Source organism: Saccharothrix longispora (assembly GCF_030852425.1).
Lineage (GTDB): Bacteria > Actinomycetota > Actinomycetes > Mycobacteriales > Pseudonocardiaceae > Actinosynnema > Actinosynnema longispora.
In genome coordinates, this window is the sequence record NZ_NSDM01000004.1 from 301594 (window position 1) to 320741 (window position 19148).

The window sequence follows — 19148 nt, forward strand, 5'->3', positions numbered from 1 at the left end:
AGGAGGAGCACCACCGTCATGGTTGAGAAGCTGCGCCTGATGGCGGTGCACGCGCACCCCGACGACGAGTCCAGCAAGGGCGCCGCCACGATGGCCCGCTACGTCGCCGAGGGCCACGAGGTCATGGTCGTCACCTGCACGGGCGGTGAGGCGGGCAGCATCCTGAACCCCGCCATGGACCGCCCCGAGGTGCTGGAGAACATGGCGGAGATCCGCCGCGCCGAGATGGCGCGCGCCGCCGAGATCCTCGGCGTGCGGCACCGCTGGCTGGGCTTCGTCGACTCGGGCCTGCCCGAGGGCGACCCGCTGCCGCCGCTGCCCGAGGGCTGCTTCGCGCTCGTGCCGCTGGAGGAGTCGACCCCGCCGCTGGTCCAGGTCATCCGCGAGTTCCGCCCGCACGTGATCGTCACCTACGACGAGAACGGCGGCTACCCGCACCCCGACCACATCCGCTGCCACGAGGTGTCCGTCGCCGCGTTCGACGCGGCGGGCGACCCCGACCGCTACCCCGACCTGGGCGAGCCGTGGCAGCCGCTGAAGCTCTACTACAGCCACGGCTTCTCCCGCGCGAAGCTGATGGCGTTCCACGAGGCCCTGCTCGCGGCCGGCGAGGAGTCGCCGTACGCCGAGTGGCTGGCCGGGTGGGGCGCGGACCGGCCCGACGTCATGGAGCGGGTCACCACGCAGGTCGAGTGCGCGGACTGGTTCCCGGTCCGCGACGAGGCCCTGAAGGCCCACGCCACCCAGATCGACCCGACGAGCCGCTGGTTCGCCGTGCCGCTGGAGACGCAGCGCGAGGTGTGGCCGACGGAGGAGTACGAGCTGGCGAGGTCGCTGGTCGACAGCACCGTGCCGGAGGACGACCTGTTCGCGGGCGTCCGGGAGAAGGTGACCGCGTGACGACCCCGATCCTTCCGGCCCTGCCCGCCCTCGCCCCGGTCCCCGCGGAGGGGACCACGGCGCTGGTGCTCGCGCAGCAGCCGTCGACCGACAAGGACCCGGGTGGCCAGCAGGAGGACTTCGGCAAGTCCTCCCCGCTGGGCCTCCTGGTCCTCGTGCTGTTCTTCATCGCCGTGTTCTTCCTGGTGCGCTCGATGAACAAGCACCTGAAGAAGCTGCCCGCGTCGTTCGACGAGCCGGACGCCGAGGCCGGTACCAGGACCGGCACCGACGCCGGGGCCGGGGTCGCGAAGAAGGACTAGGGCCGCGCCTGCTCGTACCAGGTGCGCCGGGCCGGCACGGAGACCAGCTCGCGCTCCGGGTAGCGCAGCGCGGTCAACCGGCCGCCGAACACGCAGCCGGTGTCCAGGCACAGCGTCCCGTTGACCCACTCGGGCTCCTCGACCGGCGTGTGTCCGTAGAGGACCATCGCCGCGCCGGAGTACTCGCGCGCCCACGGGTGGCGCACGGGGAAGCCGCGTTCGTCGTGCTCGCCGGTCGACTGGCCCCACAGGGCCAGCGCGCGCATCTTCGGCGACCGCACGCCGTGGTAGCGCTCGGGCAGTCCCGCGTGGGCGACGACGAGCCGGCCGCCGTCGAGGACGTGGTGCGGCTCCAGGGAGTCGCAGAACTCCAGCACGCGGGCGCGGAACGCCGGGGTCTCGCGCGCCAGTTGGTCCAGCGACTCGCGCAGGCCGTGCGCGACCTGGACGTTGCGTCCCTGCAATGCGCGCACCAGCTTCTCCTCGTGGTTGCCGCGCACCGACAGCGCGGTGCCCGCCTCCACCATGCCCATGGCCAGCCGCAGCACGCCCGGCGTGTCCGGCCCGCGGTCGACGAGGTCGCCCAGGAACACGACCGTGCGACCCTCCGGGTGCCCGCCGTCGGGCGAGTGGCCCAGCTCGCGCAGCAGGTGGTCGAGTTCGACCCGGCACCCGTGGACGTCGCCGACCACGTCGAACGGGCCGGTCAGGTGGCGCAGGTCGTGCGGCTGCCGCGTCGGTTCGTCGATCACGGGGACAGTCTCGCCGAGCGGTCGGCCCGGCGCGGGGGAATTACCGTGGGTCCATGACGAACCGGCTCGCGTCCTCGACCAGCCCGTACCTGCTCCAGCACGCCGAGAACCCGGTCGACTGGTGGGAGTGGTCGCCCGAGGCGTTCGCCGAGGCGCGCGAGCGGGACGTACCGGTGCTGCTCAGCGTCGGCTACGCGGCCTGCCACTGGTGCCACGTCATGGCGCACGAGTCGTTCGAGGACGCGGAGACCGCCGCGTACATGAACGAGCACTTCGTCAACGTCAAGGTCGACCGTGAGGAGCGGCCGGACGTGGACGCCGTCTACATGGCCGTCACGCAGGCCCTGAGCGGGCACGGCGGGTGGCCCATGACGTGCTTCCTCACCCCCGCCGGCGAGCCGTTCTACGCGGGCACCTACTACCCGCCCGCGCCGCACGCCGGCATGCCGTCGTTCCGGCAGGTGCTGGAGGCCGTCGAGCACGCCTGGCGCGAACAGGGCGACGAGGTGCGCGAGTCGGCCGCCGGGATCGTCTCCCAGCTGGCGGTCCAGCCCCTTCCGCAGTCCACTGTGGACGAGGAGGTGCTGTCGGGCGCGGTGGTGTCGCTGCTCGGTCACTTCGACCGGGCCGACGCCGGGTTCGGCGGCGCGCCCAAGTTCCCGCCGTCGATGGTGCTGGAGTTCCTGCTGCGCCACCACGAGCGCACCGGGTCGGTGCAGGCGCTGTCGATGGCGCGCGCCACGTGCGCCGCGATGGCCTCCGGCGGCCTCTACGACCAGCTCGCCGGCGGGTTCGCGCGGTACTCGGTGGACGCGGCGTGGGTCGTGCCGCACTTCGAGAAGATGCTGTACGACAACGCCCTGCTGCTGCGCGTCTACACCCACCTGGCCCGCCGCGACGACGACCCGGCGCACGCGCGGGTGGCGCGGGAGACCGCCGAGTTCCTGCTCCGCGACCTCGGCACGCCCGAGGGCGGGTTCGCCGCGTCGCTCGACGCCGACACCGACGGGGTCGAGGGCGCCACGTACGTGTGGACGCCCGCGCAGCTGGTCCAGGCGCTCGGCCTGGCCGAGGGCGCCCGCGCCGCCGCGCTGTACGGCGTCACGGACGAGGGCACGTTCGAGCACGGCACGTCCACCCTGCGGCTCCTCGGCGAGGCCGACCCCGAGCTGGCCGCGAGGCTGCTGGCCGTGCGGTCCCGCCGGCCGCAGCCGGGCCGCGACGACAAGGTCGTGACCGCGTGGAACGGCCTGGCGGTCGCGGCCCTGGCCGAGGCGGGCGCGGTGTTCGGCGAGCCCCGCTGGGTCGACGCGGCGGTGCGCGCGGCCGACCTGCTCCTCGGCACGCACGTCGTCGGCGGCCGGCTGCTGCGCACGTCCCGCAACGGTGTCGCGGGCACGGCGGCGGGCGTGCTGGAGGACTACGGCTGCCTCGCCGACGGCCTGCTCGCGCTGCACCAGGCGACCGGCGACGCGCGGTGGTTCACCGAGGCGTGCGGCCTGCTCGACACGGCGCTGGCCCGGTTCGCGGGCGACGGGCCCGGCGTCCACCACGACACCGCCGACGACGCCGAGGCGCTCGTGCAGCGGCCGTCGGACCCGTCGGACAACGCCACGCCGTCGGGCGCGTCGTCGCTGGCGTCCGCGCTGGTCACGGCATCCGTGCTGGGCGGGCCGTCGAGCTACCGGGACGCCGCGGAGGCCGCCCTGTCGCGGGCCGGGCTGCTCGTCGCTCGGGAACCGCGCTTCGCCGGGCACTGGCTGAGCGTCGCCGAGGCCCTCGCGCTGGGACCGGTGCAGGTGGCCGTGGTCGGCCCCGGCGACGACCTGGTCCGGGCGGCGTGGGCCGGGGTGCACGGCGGCGGCGTGGTCGTCTCCGGCGAACCCGGCGGCGCGCCGCTGCTGGAGGACCGGCCGCTGGTCGACGGCCGCGCGGCGGCCTACGTGTGCCGCGGCTACGTGTGCGACCGGCCCGTCACCTCGGTCGACGAGCTGCGCGAGGCCCTGTCCGCGCGCCGGTGAGCCGCCGGCCCGCGGGCGGGCTGTTCGCCGTCGGGGAACCGCCTGGACTTCACGCGGTGCGCGCGTAGCGTCGGTTACGTCGTAATCATGTAATCGAGGTGGTGCCGGATGCGACGTGGATGGGGAAGCAAGGGCGGTTGGCCGCAGGCCGACCAGCCGCCGGCGGACGACGCGGGGGCCTGGTTCGCGGGCCGTCTGCCCGACGGGTGGTTCACCGGGGCGCCCGAGGTGAGCGTCGACCGCGAGGAGATCGTGGTGGTGGGCGTCCTGCCGCCGCTGGAGGACGGGTTCGCCGACGACGCCGAGCGCGCCGCCGCCGAGTCCGGCCGGATCAGCCGGTTCCGCGAGCAGACCCGCGAGGAGCGGATCGGGATCGCGCGCCAGGCCGAGCACCGCTACCGGCGCAAGGTCGCCTGGGGCGCCCGGCTCGGCGACACGGAGGAGCTGTTCACCACGCTGTCCGCGCCCGTGATGACGCGGCTGCGGCAGCCCGAGCGCAAGGTGCTGGACACGCTCGTCGCCGCCGGCGTCGCCCGGTCCCGCTCCGAGGCGCTGGCCTGGGCCGTGCGCCTGGTCGGCGAGCACGCCGACACGTGGCTCACCGAGCTGCGCGACGCCATGACCGCGGTGGACGACCTGCGCCGCCGGGGACCCGACCTCGCGTGACGGGACCCCCGTCCCCCGGCTACTTTGGGGGACGGGGGGATCACCGTGTTCTCAGTAGACTCCTACGCGCTGACCTGGCACCTCGACCCGGCCGGACCCGAGGTGCGCGGGCGCACCACGGTCCGCTTCCGCGGTGGCCGCGACTACGTCGACCTCGCCGCCGCCGAGGTGCTCAGCGCCACGCTGAACGGCCGGCCGGTGCGGTGCGACGCCCCGCTGACCGACCTCGGCCCGGCCAACGTGCTGGAGGTCGACGCGCTGTTCCCGTTCTCCGACCGGGGGTTCCGGCGCGTCACCGACCCCGTCGACGGGTGCGTCTACCTCTACGCCAGCAGCTACCCCAACGCCGCGCCGCGCACCATGTGCTGCTTCGACGACCAGCGGCTGCGCGCCCCCGTGACGCTGACCGTGACCGCGCCGCCGTCCTGGACGTGCCTGGCCAACGCGCCCCTGCGCGACCGCGCCGGCGCCGTGCGGGTGTTCGAGCCGACGCACCCCATCCCGCCGCTCGTGGTCACCGCGGCGGCCGGGCCGTTCGCCGCCGTCACGCCCTCGGTGCACGTCCCGGCGTCCCGCGCGGCGGTGGACGGCGCCGTCGTCACCGAGCTGCTGGCCAGGGCCGTGCAGTTCTTCGAGGACCTGCTCGTGCCGTACCCGTACCCGAAGTGCGAGGCCGTGTTCGTGCACGAGTTCCCGTCGCTGGCGATGTCCTCGCCGGGGCTGGTGCTGTTCGACCAGGTCGTGCTCGACCGGCTCGACGTGCCGCGCTACGCGATGACCGTGGTCAGCCACGAGGTGGCGCACGCCTGGGTCGGCAACCTCGTGAGCACGTCGTCGTGGCTCGTCGAAGGGCTCGCGGTGTACCTGAGCAGGCTGTTCGTCGAGCGGTTCCTGCCCGGCGGCCGGCCGTGGGACGACCTGCCCGGCGAGCCGCTGCCCGACCGCCCCTACGCGCCCCACTTGGACCGCGTGCTGGCCGTCGAGGCGCGCGTCGGCCGACCCGCCCTGCTGAGCGGCCTGAGGTCGCTCCTGGGGGAGTTCGCGCACGGCCACGCCACGCCGGCGGAGTTCGAGGCGCGCTGCGCGGCGTGACCGCCGTCCCTAGCGGGCCTGGTCGAGGTCCCGGACCTGGTCCACGTCCACCAGGAACTCGGTCCGCCCGTCCGCGGCCTCGATGCCGAACGGCAGCCGCGTGGACACCGTCAACACCTCCGTGCCGTCCGCCAGCTGCCCGCGGCCCACCACCTCGCACGCCACGTCGACGTCGACGGGATAGGCAGTGTTCCCCCGCAGCCGCCCCTCGTCGTCGAACGCCGTGGGCTTGTCGAACAGGCTCCACTCCGCCCCGTGCGCGTCGGTCAGCAGCACCTCGACCCACCCGGGGAAGGGCTCGTCGCTCACCCACCGCACCGCACGACCGGTCACGAACGCCACAGCGGTCCCCTGTCAGGAGTAGATCGCGAACCAGATGGCGATGTAGTGGCAGATCGCCGCCACCACCGTGGCCGCGTGGAAGAACTCGTGGTAGCCGAAGACCTGCGGCCAGGGGTTGGGCCAGCGGGTGGCGTAGAAGATCGCGCCCGCCGTGTAGAGGAGGCCGCCCACGACGATGAGCACCAGGGCCGCCACGCCCGCGTGGTGCAGGAGGTCGGGCAGGACGAAGACCGCCACCCAGCCGAGGGCGATGTAGATGGGCACGCCCAGCCAGCGCGGTGCGTGGGGCCAGGCGAGCTTCAGCGTCACGCCGCCCAGGGCGCCGATCCACACCACGGCCAGCACGACGTTGCCCGTGGACGGGGGCATCGCCAGCAGGGCGAACGGGGTGTAGGTGCCCGCGATGAACACGAAGATCATCGAGTGGTCGAGGCGCTTCATCCACGTGCGCGCCCGCACGCTCACCCAGTTGACCCGGTGGTACAGGGCGCTCACGCCGAACAGGCCGAGCACCGTCACCCCGTACACGGACGTGGCGAGGGCGGCCTTGGCGGACACGGTGGAGGCGGCCAGCGCGATCAGCACGGCCCCCGTCGCCACCGAGACGACGAAGGACCAGAGGTGCAGCCAGCCGCGCAGGCGGGGCCGCAGTGAGGGCTCCGGCTGGTTCGAGTGCGTCGACGTGCTCACCTGCCCGAGGTTACGGGACCGTAAGTACGCCGGCAGCACGCGGCGGCGTGACCAGGACCACCCGGCGTACGCTCTGCCAGCGTGGGTCTTCGCGAGCGCATCAAGGACGGGTTCCTCCTCCCGATTTACGAGTACCGGCTCACCCGGTGGCTCGACGGCAGGCAACGACCTCGCCACGTCGGCGTCGTGCTCGACGGCAACCGCCGCTGGGCCAAGGAGGCCGGTTTCACCGATGTCGCCCACGGCCACCGCGCCGGCGCGCGCAAGATCCTGGAACTGCTGACCTGGTGCCGCGAGGCCGAGGTCGAGGTGGTGACGCTGTGGATGCTGTCCACGGACAACCTCGACCGCCCGGCCGAGGAGCTGGTGCCGCTGCTCGACATCATCGCCGACATCGTCGACGAGCTGGCCGAACCCGGCAACCCGTGGCGCGTGCGGCACGTCGGCGCGCTCGACCTGCTGCCCACCGAGACCGCGGCCAGGCTGTCCGCCGCCTCCCTGCGCACGAGGGACCGCACGGGCCTGGAGGTCAACGTCGCGGTCGGCTACGGCGGTCGCCAGGAGATCGCCGACGCGGTGCGCAAGCTGCTCCAGAAGCACGCCGAGAGCGGCGGCACGATCGAGGAGCTGGCCGAGGTCCTCGACGTCGACCACATCGCCGAGCACCTCTACACCTCCGGCCAGCCCGACCCCGACCTGCTGATCCGCACGTCGGGGGAGCAGCGGCTGTCCGGGTTCATGCTGTGGCAGTCGGCGCACTCGGAGTTCTGGTTCTGCGAGGCGTACTGGCCGGAGTTCCGCCGCACCGACTTCCTGCGCGCCCTGCGCGACTACGCCGTCCGCCACCGCCGCTTCGGCTCCTGAGGAGCGCCACTCCTCCTGAGGTCGGCGGCCCCGGTGCCGAACCGGTCGTGCGGGCCTGGCTGGACGAGGAGTACCCGGTGATCGAGGCACGGTCGAACGCCGTGGGCGCCGCGGTCGCGCGGATGGACCAGTGCGGGTCGCGCTCGGACAGCGCACCACCCGGCCGCGTCATGGGTGTCCGAGGTCCGCACGCCGGTCGTCCGGGTGACCGGCAAGCGACTGCGGGTCGACGTCATGTCGGCGGTCGCCTCGCGCGGCGTGTTGCGGTCCGCCGCGTTCCTCGCCGCGTGGACCGGAAAGTGCACGTCGTCGCCGACCGCCCCGGTGCACCGCAGCAAGGTCGTCCGATCCTGCCTGCGGGCCAACGCCGAGCGTGTCGAACTGCACCTGGTGCCTGGCTACAGCCCTGAGCCCGACCCCGACGAGTCGCTCGACGTGGACCTGAAGCGCGACGTCAACGCCTCCTGTGCCCACAACGTCGACCGATTCGCCCGCGGGACCCGACGGTTCCCCGCGCCGCCCAGTCGGCGCCCACCCATCGTTCGCGGCCGGCTACTTCCGGGTTCCACACGTCGCTACGCCGTCGTGCGGGCACCGAACCCCTTCGGTTCGATGAGCCGTATCCAACCTGGTGGTGCAGGCTGCGGCCGTGCTGGAGACGTGACGAAGCTCCTGGTGGGTGACTCCTCGACCAAGAGCAACGCCATGGCCGACAGCTTGGTGTGCTCGTGTGCTCGACATCAGGAGTCCGCTGTTGCGCCGGCTTCGCGGCTGCCCGACACCCGAAGGGCGGCACCCCCGCGGGGGTGCCGCCCTTCGGGCTTCATCAGTGCAAGCCCACGGGCCGTCGACTTACTTGTCGCCGTGGACGACGACGTTCTCTTCGTCGCCGTTGTTGTCGTTGTTGTCGTTGTCCTCGTTGATGCAGTAGGTCTCGTCGTCCGAGAGGATCGGGATCGGGATGATGTCGCAGACGTTGATGTTGCTCAGGATGGTGATCGACTCCGTCTCGCCCTCTTCGAACTCGTCGTGGTCGGAGAAGTTCACCTCGTCGTACTCGGAGTAGTACTCCAGTTCGCCGATGGCGGTGCTGCCGCCCCAGCCCTCGTGGTCGTCACCGGCGGTCGCGAAGGCCGGGGAGCCCAGCAACATGAGGCCGGCAGCGGCCATGGCGACGACGCCTGCCTTCTTGAACATGTGCAAACACACTCCTCTGGTGGGAATTGCGATGTCCCCCGTGATCCCTGTCGAGCATTCGGGGAGTCTGGCGGCTCAGGCGTGATGCCCTCGCATCGGTAATTTACCCGGTACGCGCCCCGGCGCCAGTCCGATAACACCATCGTGTGAACTACTTTTCTGTCGGTCTATTGGCTATGTCCCACAGGGGCGACCTGTGTGCCCGTTCGGGCGCGCACGTATTGGTGAGTGCTTCTTTCTCGACCGTGTTACGCCCTGGTGGGTGATTGGTCGGAAACTTCGACACGCTCGGTGGCGAGCATTCCCTCGGCCGTCCTGAATCGTGGTAACGTGCGCAGACTTGGGCCCCGATGGGTGCGGTGTGTCGCCGCGAATGACCTCGGGTGTCGGAGCGTGCCAAAAGCTCGCCGGTTTTGCGCGGTTCGCGTCGGCATCAGATGTGCTTTCAGCCGTGCGGAACTGCGGGCGTCCGGGTGTGGGAAACGTCTGGTGTCGGCGCGGACACCGACCTGATCGGTGACGAACCGGAACGGTGGCCCGCCGGGCGGGATCGTCGCTCGACGAGGCGGCCGGCACCGCCTCGGCCCAGTCGTTCTCGGTCCCGTTGTCGTGGGCGACGCGGAGAATTCAGTCGTTCCGCAGGCCCAGTGCCTGAATGGTGTGGCGAATACCGGAGCCGTTCGACGGTTCCGGACCGTTGCCGGAATCGACGAGGTCCACCAGGAGGTCACCCCGCTCCTCCGGCACCGGAGTGGTGGCGGTTCGAGTTCAGTTCGCGCGGCGGGTTCGCTGCCCCGACCGGACCCGGAGCCGCGCTCCGGTGGTTCGCCGGCCGAAGCGGGCGGGGGGGCCGACCGCCGTGCCCCCGGTCGGGACCGCGCCGACAGCGCTTGCCTTCCTCGGCACTTCTGCTCTCCTGTTCGCGGGTTCCCGGTCGGTGCGGTGCCGCCCAAGCTGGATCGTCGCGGGCAAACTACCGAACGTCGGTCCACGATCGAATACCTCTAACACCATCGTGTGGTTGGGTGTGGATGAACTCCCACCTGGCGGGTGTTTTCATCGGTGTGGCTCGCGACGGCTTGCGGCTCTGTGGTAGATCACGCGCTCTTCTCGTATCGTCTCCTGCCCGTGGACGGTGACGGGATCGTGCGGGAGTACCTGCTGCTCGGGTTGAGGCTCGGGAAGCTGGCACCCGGCCTGGTGGACTCCTTCACCGGCGACCGGGCGCTGCGGCGCCGGGTCGACGACGAGCCGCGCCCGCACCCGGCGACCCTGGCCGAGCGGGCCGCCCTGCTGCGCCGCGAGCTGCCCGGCACCGACCTCGACCCCGTGCGCAAGCGCTTCCTGGACGCCCAGCTGGTCGCCGCCGCGACCAGCGCCCGCAGGCTGGCGGGCGCGCGCGTGCCGTTCGTGGAGGAGGTGCGGGCGTACTTCCAGGTCGACGTCGCGCCCGGCCACCCGGACACCTACCGGCGGGCGCACGCCGAGCTGGACGAGCTGCTGCCGGGGGCCGGATCGCTGGCCGCGCGGCTGGCCGACCACCGCGTGCTGGACGAGGTGCCGCCGCGCAAGCTCGGACCGACCGTGCGGGCCCTGTCCAACGCCCTGCGCGACCTGGTCCGCCGGGACCACGAGCTGCCGCCGGAAGAGGTGGTCGAGTACGAGGTCGTCACCGACAAGCCGTGGAGCGGGTTCAACTACTACCTGGGCGACTTCCGCTCGCGGGTGGCGATCAACGCCGACCTCGGCCACCGCACGTCCAACCTGCCGCACCTCGTGGCGCACGAGTCCTACCCCGGTCACCACACCGAGCACTGCCGCAAGGAGGTCGGCCTCGTCGGCAAGCGCGGCCACGCCGAGCAGTCGATCTTCCTGATCAACACGCCGCAGTGCCTGATGTCCGAGGGCATGGCCGAGCTGGGCCTGCACGCCGCGGTCGGCGCGGGCTGGGGCCGCTGGACCGAGGCGATCGTCGGCGACCTGGGCCTGCGGATGGACGGCGAGCTGACCGAGCGCGTGGAGAACGCGCTGTCCGGGCTGCTCACCGTGCGCCAGGACGCCGTGCTGATGCTGCACGACCGGCGCGCCCACCCCGACGACGTGGTCGACTTCCTGTGCCGCTGGCTGCTGGTCCCCGAGCGGCGCGCCCGGCACATGCTGCGGTTCCTCGCCGACCCGCTGTGGCGGGCGTACACCACCACGTACGTCGAGGGCGTGCGCCTGATCCGGGCGTGGCTCGACCTGCGGCCCCCGGCGGACACCCTCGGTGACCGGTATTCGAGGCTCCTCGACGAACCGCTCGTGCCGAGCACCCTCCGGGAGGAGATCGACGACGGCGTCCCCTGGCTGCCCCGCGACCCTGCGTGACCGCCTCCCCGGGATGGTCGAAAGGCCCCTGAACTGCGTGGACGAGGGCGTGTTGCGCCGAGGTGACCGTTTCCGTGCGCGCGCAAGCACCCGTTGTGGCCATCTTGCCCCCGCTTTGCGACCAGGTGACGAATCGGCGAATCACCTGTGTGGCTGCCTGCATAAGGGGGACCTGCGGAGGTAACTTCCGGGTTGGCGGGACGCGTCCACTGCGGACCGCGCAGGGAGGCCCTGATCGTGGCGGTGAGCGCGAGGGGGCCGGCACCCGGCCCTCGTGGTCGGTGCGCCAGAGCGTGACGGCGCGCCGGTCGATCGGGGTGGTGCCTGGCCCAGCGAGGAGCGGACGCGGGTGCCGCGTTCGTGAGGGAGTTGCCGTGAACGCACGACGACCCGCGAGCCGTTCCTCAGGCTCATCGCGCAGCACTTCTCGGCGCCGTGGCGCGCCCACGACCAACACGTACGTGGTGGACACGTCCGTGCTGCTCTCCGACCCCCTGGCCACCACGCGGTTCGCGGAGCACGAGGTCGTGCTGCCGCTCGTGGTGATCAGCGAGCTGGAGGGCAAGCGGCACCACCCCGAGCTCGGCTGGTTCGCCCGGGAAGCGCTGCGCCTGCTCGACGACCTGCGGCTCCAGCACGGCCGCCTGGACAACCCGGTGCCGATCGGCGAGCACGGCGGCACCCTGCGCGTCGAGCTCAACCACTCCGACCCGGAGGTGCTGCCCGCGGGCTTCCGCACGGACTCCAACGACGCGCGCATACTGGCCTGCGCCCTCAACCTCGCGGCCGACGGCGACAACGTCACGCTGGTCACCAAGGACATGCCCCTGCGCGTCAAGGCCGGTGCAGTCGGCCTCGCCGCGGAGGAGTACCGGGCGCACGACGTCACGCTGTCGGGCTACTCGGGGATGTCCGACGTGGACGTCGACCAGTCCGTGGTGGACGCCCTCTACCGGGAGGGCGTGATCGACCCGGCGCTGCACGACCTCGCCCGGGTGGCCGAGCTGCCGTGCCACAGCGGCCTGCGGATGCTCGCCGGCACGTCGTCCGCGCTGGGCCGGGTCACGGCGGACAAGCAGGTCAGGCTGGTGCGCGGCGACCGCGAGGCGTTCGGCCTGCACGGCCGGTCCGCGGAGCAGCGCGTGGCGCTGGACCTGCTGCTCGACACCGAGGTCGGCATCGTCTCGCTGGGCGGACGGGCCGGCACCGGCAAGTCGGCGCTCGCGCTGTGCGCGGGCCTGGAGGCGGTCATGGAGCGCCGCCAGCACCGCAAGGTCGTGGTGTTCCGCCCGCTGTACGCGGTGGGCGGCCAGGAGCTGGGCTACCTGCCCGGTTCCGAGAGCGAGAAGATGCAGCCGTGGGCGCAGGCGGTGTTCGACACCCTCGGCGCGCTGGTCAGCCAGGACGTGGTCGAGGAGATCATGGACCGCGGCATGCTGGAGGTGCTGCCGCTGACCCACATCCGGGGCCGGTCGCTGCACGACTCGTTCGTGATCGTCGACGAGGCGCAGTCGCTGGAGCGCAACGTGCTGCTCACCGTGCTGTCGCGGCTGGGCTCCAACTCCCGGGTCGTGCTCACCCACGACGTCGCGCAGCGCGACAACCTGCGCGTCGGGCGGCACGACGGCGTGGCGGCGGTGATCGAGAAGCTGAAGGGGCACCCGCTGTTCGCGCACGTCACGCTGACCCGGTCGGAGCGCTCGCCGATCGCGGCGCTGGTGACCGAGATGCTGGAGGACTACGCCTCCTGACCCGCGGGAGGGGCCTCCCGCCGGGGAGGCCCCTCCCGCTCCGGCACCCCGTCCGCCCGGAGTCGGCGGGCGCGGGCGGGAGCCCCTTCGGGTCCGGGAGGAGTCACCAGCCGGCGGGCAGGGGCCGTCCCTCGGCGAAGCCCGCCGCGCTCTGGACGCCCAGCACGGCCCGCTCGTGGAACTCCTCCACGGTCTGCGCGCCCGCGTACGTGCAGGCCGAGCGGACACCCGCCGTGATCGAGTCCAGCAGGTCCTCCACGCCGGGGCGGACCGGGTCGAGCCGCATCCTCGACGTCGAGATGCCCTCCTCGAACAGGCCCTTCTTGGCCCGGTCGAACGCGCCGTCCGCGCGGGTCCGCGCGCTCACCGCCCGCTTCGACGCCATGCCGAACGACTCCTTGTACAGCCGGCCCTGCTCGTCGCGCTGGAGGTCGCCGGGCGACTCGTAGGTGCCCGCGAACCACGACCCGACCATGACGCTCGCCGCGCCCGCCGCCAGGGCGAGGGCTACGTCCCGGGGGTGCCGCACGCCGCCGTCGGCCCACACGTGCCTGCCGAGCCGCCGCGCCTCGGCCGCGCACTCCGCGACCGCCGAGAACTGCGGCCGGCCCACCCCGGTCATCATCCGCGTCGTGCACATCGCGCCCGGCCCGACACCGACCTTCACGATGTCCGCGCCCGCCTCGACCAGGTCGCGCACGCCCTCGGCGGTCACCACGTTGCCCGCCACCACCGGCACGGCCGGCCGGGCCTCGCGGACCGCCTTCAGCGCGGCGAGCATCTTCTCCTGGTGGCCGTGCGCGGTGTCCACCACCAGCACGTCCACGCCCGCCGCCAGCAGCTGCTCGGCCTTCGCCGTCACGTCGCCGTTGACGCCGATCGCGGCCGCCACCCGCAGCCGGCCGCCCGCGTCCAGCGCCGGCGCGTACACCTCGGCGCGCAGCGCGCCCAGCCCGGTCATGACACCCGCGAGCCGGCCCTCGCCGTCCACGCCCAGGGCGACCCGCTGCGTGCCGCCGCCGAGCCGGTCGAACACCTCGCGCGGCGCGGTGTCCAGCGGCAGGGTGACGAGCGGTTCGTCGGCCACGTCCCGCAGCCGGGTGAACCGGTCGACCCCGGCGCAGCCCGCCTCGTCCACGACGCCCACCGGCCGCCCGTCGCCGTCGACGACCACCACGGCCCCGTGGGCGCGCTTGTGCAGCAGGTTCACCGCGTCGGCGACCGAGTCGTCCGGGCCGAGCGTGAGCGGCGTGTCCCACACCGCGTGCCGCTCCTTGACCCACCCGACGATCTCCCCGACCGCCTGCGGTTCCACGTCCTGGGGCAGCACGACCAGACCGCCGCGCCGGGCGACCGTCTCCGCCATCCGCCGTCCCGCCACCGCGGTCATGTTCGCGACCACGATCGGGATCGTCGCCCCCGTGCCGTCCGGGGTCGACAGGTCGACGCCGAACCGCGAGTCCACGGCCGACCGGCCGGGCACGAGGAAGACGTCGTCGTAGGTCAGGTCGTAGCTGGGCCGATGCCCTTCGATGAATCGCACAAGACTCCGACGATACTTCTCCGGCGGCGGAACCGCCCTGGTGGCGAGCACGAACCCGGACCCCGGTACGGGGTCCCGTCCTGTGCTTTCCGCCAAGTCCGCACTACAGCGGGCCCGGTGCGCCGGGCAGCAGCGCACGCACGGAGTCGATCGTGTCGGCCTCGCCCGCGTCCTTGTCCGGGCGGTAGCGCAGGACGCGGGCGAACCGCAGCGCCACGCCGCCCGGGTAGCGAGGGCTGACCTGGACGCCGTCCAGTTCGATCTCGACGACCAGGTCGGGCCGGACCGCGACGCCCCACCCGCCCCGGTCGGTGGCGCGGTCGAGGAGTTCGCGGGTCTGCCACCTGAGCAGCTCGTCCGTGAGGCCCTTGAACGTCTTGCCGACCATGACCGGCGGGCCGCCGCCGGGGTCGCGCGCGCCCAGGTGCAGGTTCGACAGCAGCCCCTCGCGCCGGCCGCTGCCCCACTCGACGCCGATCACCACCAGGTCGAGCGTGTGCACCGGCTTGACCTTCTGCCACGCCCGGCCGCGCCGGCCCGCCGCGTACACCGAGTCGAGGGACTTGACCACCACGCCCTCGTTCCCGGCGGCCAGGGCCTGTGCCTGCACCCCGGCGGCCGTCGCCTCGTCCGGTCCCACCGCTCCCGGGACGACGTGGTCGCCCGCCACCCGGCGCAGCGCCGCCAGCCGGTCGCGCAGCGGCTCGTCCAGCAGGTCGACGCCGTCGAGGTGCAGGCAGTCGAAGAAGAACGGGCTGAGCAGCAGCTCCCGGGCTTTCGCCGCCGACGTGCCCCTCCCCGCGGAGGCGGCGTCGAGCAGGGCGCCGAAGCGGCTCATCGTCTCCTGGAACGGGCGCGGCTTGCCGTCGTCGGTCAGGGCCAGCGTCTCGCCGTCCAGCACGACCGACGTGCACGGCAGGCCGCGCACCAGCTCGACCAGCTCGGGGACGGTCCTCGTGATCTCGCGCAGGGTGCGGGTGAAGATCCGCACGTCGTCGCCGTCGCGGTGGACCTGGACGCGCGCGCCGTCGAGCTTGTGCTCGACCACGCAGTCGCCCAGCTCGGCCAGCGCGTCGCGCAGCGACTCGGCGGGGGAGGCGAGCATCGGGCGGACCGGGCGGCCCACCTCCAGCCGGAACGCGGCCAGCGCCGCCTCGCCGGTCATCGCGGCCACCGCCGTCTCCGGCAGCCGGCCGGACAGCATGAACGCCCGCCGCACCAGCTCGCCCGGCACGCCGGCGGCCTTGGCGACGGCGTCCAGCATCACGCCCTCCAGAGCGCCCTGCCGCAGCTCGCCGGTGAGCAGGCGCTTGAGGAAGTCCTGCTCGGCGGCCGTGGCGCGGGAGAACAGCGCGCGCAGGGCCTCGACCCGCCGCGCCGCCGCGCCCTTCCCGCCGATGGCCGCGTAGGCCCCGAGAGCGTCGTCCACATCGGACACGCCCAGCCCCGGCCGGGCGGCCGGCGGCACGTCCAGGTCGAGCACCGTGCGCCACCCCGCGCCGATGCGCCCCTGGCTCGGCACCCCGACCAGGAACGACACGACGGCGGGTGTGGTCATCCGGCGCAGCACCCCGGCCAGCGCCTCCACCTTGGCCAACCGCGACCGCGTGGCCCCGACCGAGGCGGACGTCTCGACGACTTCGCTGAACAACACCCCCACATGGTCCCCCGTCCCCCGACCTCCCACCGATCAACCGCGGGAGTCCGACCCGGGGGTCGGACTCTCGGGTCAGTGGGGGGTGGCCATGCGGAGGACGTCCAGGGCCTCGTCCAGTTGGGACTCGGTCAGCTTGGCGGGGACGTGGCCGCGTTCCAGGACCACCTCGCGGATGGTCTTGCGCTCGCGCAGCGACTGCTTCGCGATGGACGCCGCCTCCTCGTACCCGAGGTAGCGGTTGAGCGGGGTGACGATCGACGGCGACGACTCGGCGTACTCGCGCATCCGCTCGACCTGGGGTTCGGCGCCCACCAGGACCTTGTCGGCCAGCAGGCGGGCCACGGCGGCCAGCAGGCGGGCCGACTCCAGGACGTTGCGCGCGATCACCGGCAGCATGACGTTGAGCTGGAAGTTGCCCTGCGACCCGGCGAACGCCACGGTCGCGTCGTTGCCGATGACCTGGGCGACCACCATCATGGTCGCCTCCGGGATCACCGGGTTGACCTTGCCCGGCATGATCGACGACCCCGGCTGGAGGTCGGGAAGCGCCAGCTCGCCGAGGCCGGCGCGCGGACCGGACCCCAGCCAGCGCAGGTCGTTGGCGATCTTGAACAGGCTCACGGCGGTCGCGCGGAGCTGACCGGAGACCTCCACCACGCCGTCCTGCGTGGCCTGCGCCTCGAAGTGGTCGCGCGCCTCGGTCAGCGGCAGGCCGGTCGCCGCCGCCAGCTCCGCCGACACGGCCGCGCCGAACCCCGCGGGCGCGTTCAGGCCGCTGCCCACGGCCGTGCCGCCGATCGGCAGCTCCGCCAGGCGGGGGAGCGACGACGTCAAGCGCTCGACGCCGTTGCGGACCTGCGTCGCCCACGCGCCGACCTCCTGGCCGAGGGTCACGGGCACCGCGTCCATCAGGTGCGTGCGACCGGACTTGACCAGCGACGTCCAGTCCGCCGCCCGCGCCTCCAGCACCGACGCCAGGTGCTCCAGCGCCGGGATCACGTCGGTCGCCACGGCCTCGGTCGCCGCCACCCGCACCGTCGTCGGGAACGTGTCGTTGGACGACTGCGAGGCGTTGACGTGGTCGTTCGGGTGCACGTCGCGGCCGAGCGCCCGGCTGGCGAGGGTGGCGATCACCTCGTTGGCGTTCATGTTCGACGACGTGCCGGACCCGGTCTGGAACACGTCGACCGGGAAGTGGGCGTCGTGCTCGCCGGCGGCCACCTCGTCGGCGGCCGCGGCGACGGCGGCGGCGACTTCGGGTTCCAGTACCCCCAACCGCTCGTTGACCCGGGCCGCGGCGGCCTTCAGCAGGCCCAGCGCGCGGATCTGCGCGCGTTCCAGGCCACGTCCGGAGATCGGGAAGTTCTCCACCGCGCGCTGCGTCTGCGCACGCCACAGCGCGTCGACCGGCACCCGGACCTCGCCCATCGTGTCGTGCTCGACGCGGTACTCCTGTTCACCCATACCACCGAGTCTGGACCGCCGCGCCTCCCTGGGCACGGTGGCGCGGAACACCTATGGTCGTGGTCATGGACCTTGAGGTCGACCTGCTCATCGTCGGTGCGGGCCCCACGGGGTTGTTCGCCGCCTACTACGCGGGGTTCCGGGACCTGTCCGTGGCGCTGGTGGACGCGCTGCCGGAGGCGGGCGGGCAGATCACCGCCATGTACCCGGAAAAGATGATCTTCGACGTGGCGGGCTTCCCGGCGGTGCGCGGGCGCGACCTGGTGGCCGCGCTCGTGCAGCAGGCCGACCAGTGGCGCCCCACCCACCTCATGGGCCGCCAGGCCCGCACCCTGTCCACTGTGGACGACCGCCTGCACGTGGGCCTCGCCGACGGCGCGACGGTCAGCGCGGGCGCGGTGCTCATCACGGCGGGCATGGGCGAGTTCACGCCCCGCCCGCTGCCCGCCGGCGACGGCTGGCTGGGCCGCGGCGTGGTGCACTTCGTGCCCGCCCTCGCCGCGCACGCCGGCCAGGACGTGGTGGTCGTCGGCGGCGGTGACTCGGCGTTCGACTGGGCGCTCGCGCTGGCCCCGATCGCCTCCAGCGTCACGGTCGTGCACCGCCGGGCGACCTTCCGCGCCCACCCGCCGACCGTGCGGCAGGTCCGAGACCTCGGCGTGCCGATCATCACCGACGCCCAGGTGCTGGAACTGCGCGGCGACCCCCACCTGGCGGAGGTCGAGCTGGGCCTCAAGGGCGGCGACCGCAAGACCCTGCCCGCGGACACCGTCGTGGCCGCCCTCGGCTTCACCGCCGACCTCGGGCCGATCGAGTCGTGGGGCCTGGAGCTGGACCACCGGGCGGTGCTGGTGGACACCACCATGCGCACCGCGCGGGACCGCGTCTACGCGGCCGGCGACGTCGCCCAGTACCCCGGCAAGGTGAAGCTGATCGCCACCGGCTTCGGCGAGGCCGCCACCGCGGTCAACAACATCGCCGTGCTGCTGAACCCGGACGCGCACCTGTTCCCCGGCCACTCCAGCAACGCGTGACGACCCGGCGACCCCGGTGGCGACCGCCCCCGTCACGGGGGCGGTCGCCACCGGGGTCGGGCCGCTACGCGACGACCTGGACCTGCTCGCCCGGGAACAGGTTGTCGTAGAACACCAGGGACTCCTGCGGGCCCAGGCGGACGCAGCCGTGCGACCCGGTGTTCGTGTCACCCTGGTGGAACGCGATGCCGCTCGTGGTGAAGTACACCGCGTTCGGCATCGGACCGTCGTAGGGGATGCTCCAGTCGTCCTTCACCTTGCGCAGCACCGGGTAGGTGCCCACCGGTGTCTCGTAGCCCGGCATCCCGTGGGACACCCGGACGGGGCCGTAGCTGGCGCTGCCGTCGTAGACCAGCCAGGCCTGGTTGGTGGAGAGCTGCACGCACGCGCCGTTCCGCACGGAACAGGGTGTGCCGGTCGCCGCGGAAGCGGGACTCGCGAGGCCGAAGGTCAGGGCCGCCGCGGCTAACGCCGTCGTGCCGATCGTCTTCTTCATCTCGAATCAC

16 protein-coding genes and 1 pseudogene are annotated in these 19148 nt (G+C 73.0%); 9 read left to right on the plus strand and 8 right to left on the minus strand.

The features are described 5' to 3' along the window. Positions 1-18 precede the first annotated feature (18 nt). Positions 19-900, plus strand: coding sequence for a mycothiol conjugate amidase Mca (gene mca / locus CKY47_RS12230; RefSeq protein ID WP_306745844.1), 882 nt, complete (start codon positions 19-21; stop codon positions 898-900). Between the two features lie 20 nt (positions 901-920). Continuing rightward, positions 921-1202, plus strand: coding sequence for a hypothetical protein (locus CKY47_RS12235; protein WP_371320660.1), 282 nt, complete (start codon positions 921-923; stop codon positions 1200-1202). Here CKY47_RS12235 and CKY47_RS12240 read toward each other — a convergent pair. Continuing rightward, a pseudogene (locus CKY47_RS12240) lies at positions 1202-1954 on the minus strand (metallophosphoesterase); the annotation flags it as partial. The gene CKY47_RS12235 and the pseudogene CKY47_RS12240 overlap by 1 nt on opposite strands. 53 nt (positions 1955-2007) lie before the next feature. Between CKY47_RS12240 and CKY47_RS12245 the strand changes: the two are divergent. From CKY47_RS12245 to CKY47_RS12255, 3 genes are all read left to right on the plus strand, one after another. Further along, on the plus strand, positions 2008-3975 hold the full coding sequence (locus tag CKY47_RS12245) for a thioredoxin domain-containing protein (RefSeq protein ID WP_306745846.1): 1968 nt from the start codon (positions 2008-2010) through the stop codon (positions 3973-3975). Positions 3976-4083: 108 nt separating this feature from the next. Continuing rightward, on the plus strand, positions 4084-4641 hold the full coding sequence (locus tag CKY47_RS12250) for an ATP-binding transcription factor AbmR (protein WP_306745847.1): 558 nt from the start codon (positions 4084-4086) through the stop codon (positions 4639-4641). A gap of 45 nt (positions 4642-4686) precedes the next feature. Then, positions 4687-5733, plus strand: a complete 1047-nt coding sequence (locus tag CKY47_RS12255; protein WP_306745848.1) for a M1 family aminopeptidase — start codon at positions 4687-4689, stop codon at positions 5731-5733. A gap of 9 nt (positions 5734-5742) precedes the next feature. On the opposite strand, the gene CKY47_RS12260 is transcribed toward CKY47_RS12255, so the two are convergent. Further along, the gene (locus CKY47_RS12260; protein WP_306745849.1) at positions 5743-6042 is read right to left on the minus strand and encodes a hypothetical protein; all 300 of its coding nucleotides are present in this window, start codon (positions 6040-6042) and stop codon (positions 5743-5745) included. Between the two features lie 45 nt (positions 6043-6087). Continuing rightward, positions 6088-6765 carry a PAQR family membrane homeostasis protein TrhA gene (gene trhA / locus CKY47_RS12265; RefSeq protein ID WP_306745850.1) on the minus strand — a complete coding sequence of 226 codons (678 nt, stop codon included), beginning with the start codon at positions 6763-6765 and terminating at the stop codon, positions 6088-6090. Between the two features lie 123 nt (positions 6766-6888). On the opposite strand from trhA, the gene CKY47_RS12270 reads away from it, so the two are divergent. After that, positions 6889-7629, plus strand: a complete 741-nt coding sequence (locus CKY47_RS12270; protein WP_306746015.1) for an isoprenyl transferase — start codon at positions 6889-6891, stop codon at positions 7627-7629. Positions 7630-8481: 852 nt separating this feature from the next. Here the strand turns inward: CKY47_RS12270 and CKY47_RS12275 are convergent. Next, a complete protein-coding gene (locus tag CKY47_RS12275) occupies positions 8482-8826 on the minus strand; it encodes a hypothetical protein (protein WP_306745851.1) in 345 nt (114 codons plus the stop codon). Between the two features lie 1128 nt (positions 8827-9954). On the opposite strand from CKY47_RS12275, the gene CKY47_RS12280 reads away from it, so the two are divergent. Next, positions 9955-11193 carry a DUF885 domain-containing protein gene (locus CKY47_RS12280; RefSeq protein ID WP_306745852.1) on the plus strand — a complete coding sequence of 413 codons (1239 nt, stop codon included), beginning with the start codon at positions 9955-9957 and terminating at the stop codon, positions 11191-11193. Positions 11194-11654: 461 nt separating this feature from the next. Further along, the gene (locus CKY47_RS12285) at positions 11655-12944 is read left to right on the plus strand and encodes an RNA 5'-3' helicase PhoH2 (protein ID WP_306745853.1); all 1290 of its coding nucleotides are present in this window, start codon (positions 11655-11657) and stop codon (positions 12942-12944) included. Positions 12945-13047: 103 nt separating this feature from the next. On the opposite strand, the gene CKY47_RS12290 is transcribed toward CKY47_RS12285, so the two are convergent. The 3 genes from CKY47_RS12290 to CKY47_RS12300 all read right to left on the minus strand — a co-directional run bounded on the left by CKY47_RS12290 (position 13048) and on the right by CKY47_RS12300 (position 17608). Next, on the minus strand, positions 13048-14487 hold the full coding sequence (locus CKY47_RS12290; protein WP_306745854.1) for a GuaB1 family IMP dehydrogenase-related protein: 1440 nt from the start codon (positions 14485-14487) through the stop codon (positions 13048-13050). 103 nt (positions 14488-14590) lie between these two features. After that, positions 14591-16141, minus strand: a complete 1551-nt coding sequence (locus CKY47_RS12295; RefSeq protein ID WP_306745855.1) for an ATP-dependent DNA ligase — start codon at positions 16139-16141, stop codon at positions 14591-14593. Between the two features lie 75 nt (positions 16142-16216). Continuing rightward, positions 16217-17608 carry a class II fumarate hydratase gene (locus tag CKY47_RS12300; protein ID WP_306745856.1) on the minus strand — a complete coding sequence of 464 codons (1392 nt, stop codon included), beginning with the start codon at positions 17606-17608 and terminating at the stop codon, positions 16217-16219. Positions 17609-17673: 65 nt separating this feature from the next. Between CKY47_RS12300 and CKY47_RS12305 the strand changes: the two genes are divergently transcribed. Continuing rightward, entirely contained in the window at positions 17674-18642 is a 969-nt protein-coding gene (locus CKY47_RS12305; protein ID WP_306745857.1) for an NAD(P)/FAD-dependent oxidoreductase, read from the plus strand. Positions 18643-18706: 64 nt separating this feature from the next. On the opposite strand, the gene CKY47_RS12310 is transcribed toward CKY47_RS12305, so the two are convergent. Then, positions 18707-19138: a L,D-transpeptidase gene (locus CKY47_RS12310; RefSeq protein WP_306745858.1), complete on the minus strand. Its 432-nt coding sequence runs from the start codon at positions 19136-19138 to the stop codon at positions 18707-18709. Positions 19139-19148 lie beyond the last annotated feature (10 nt).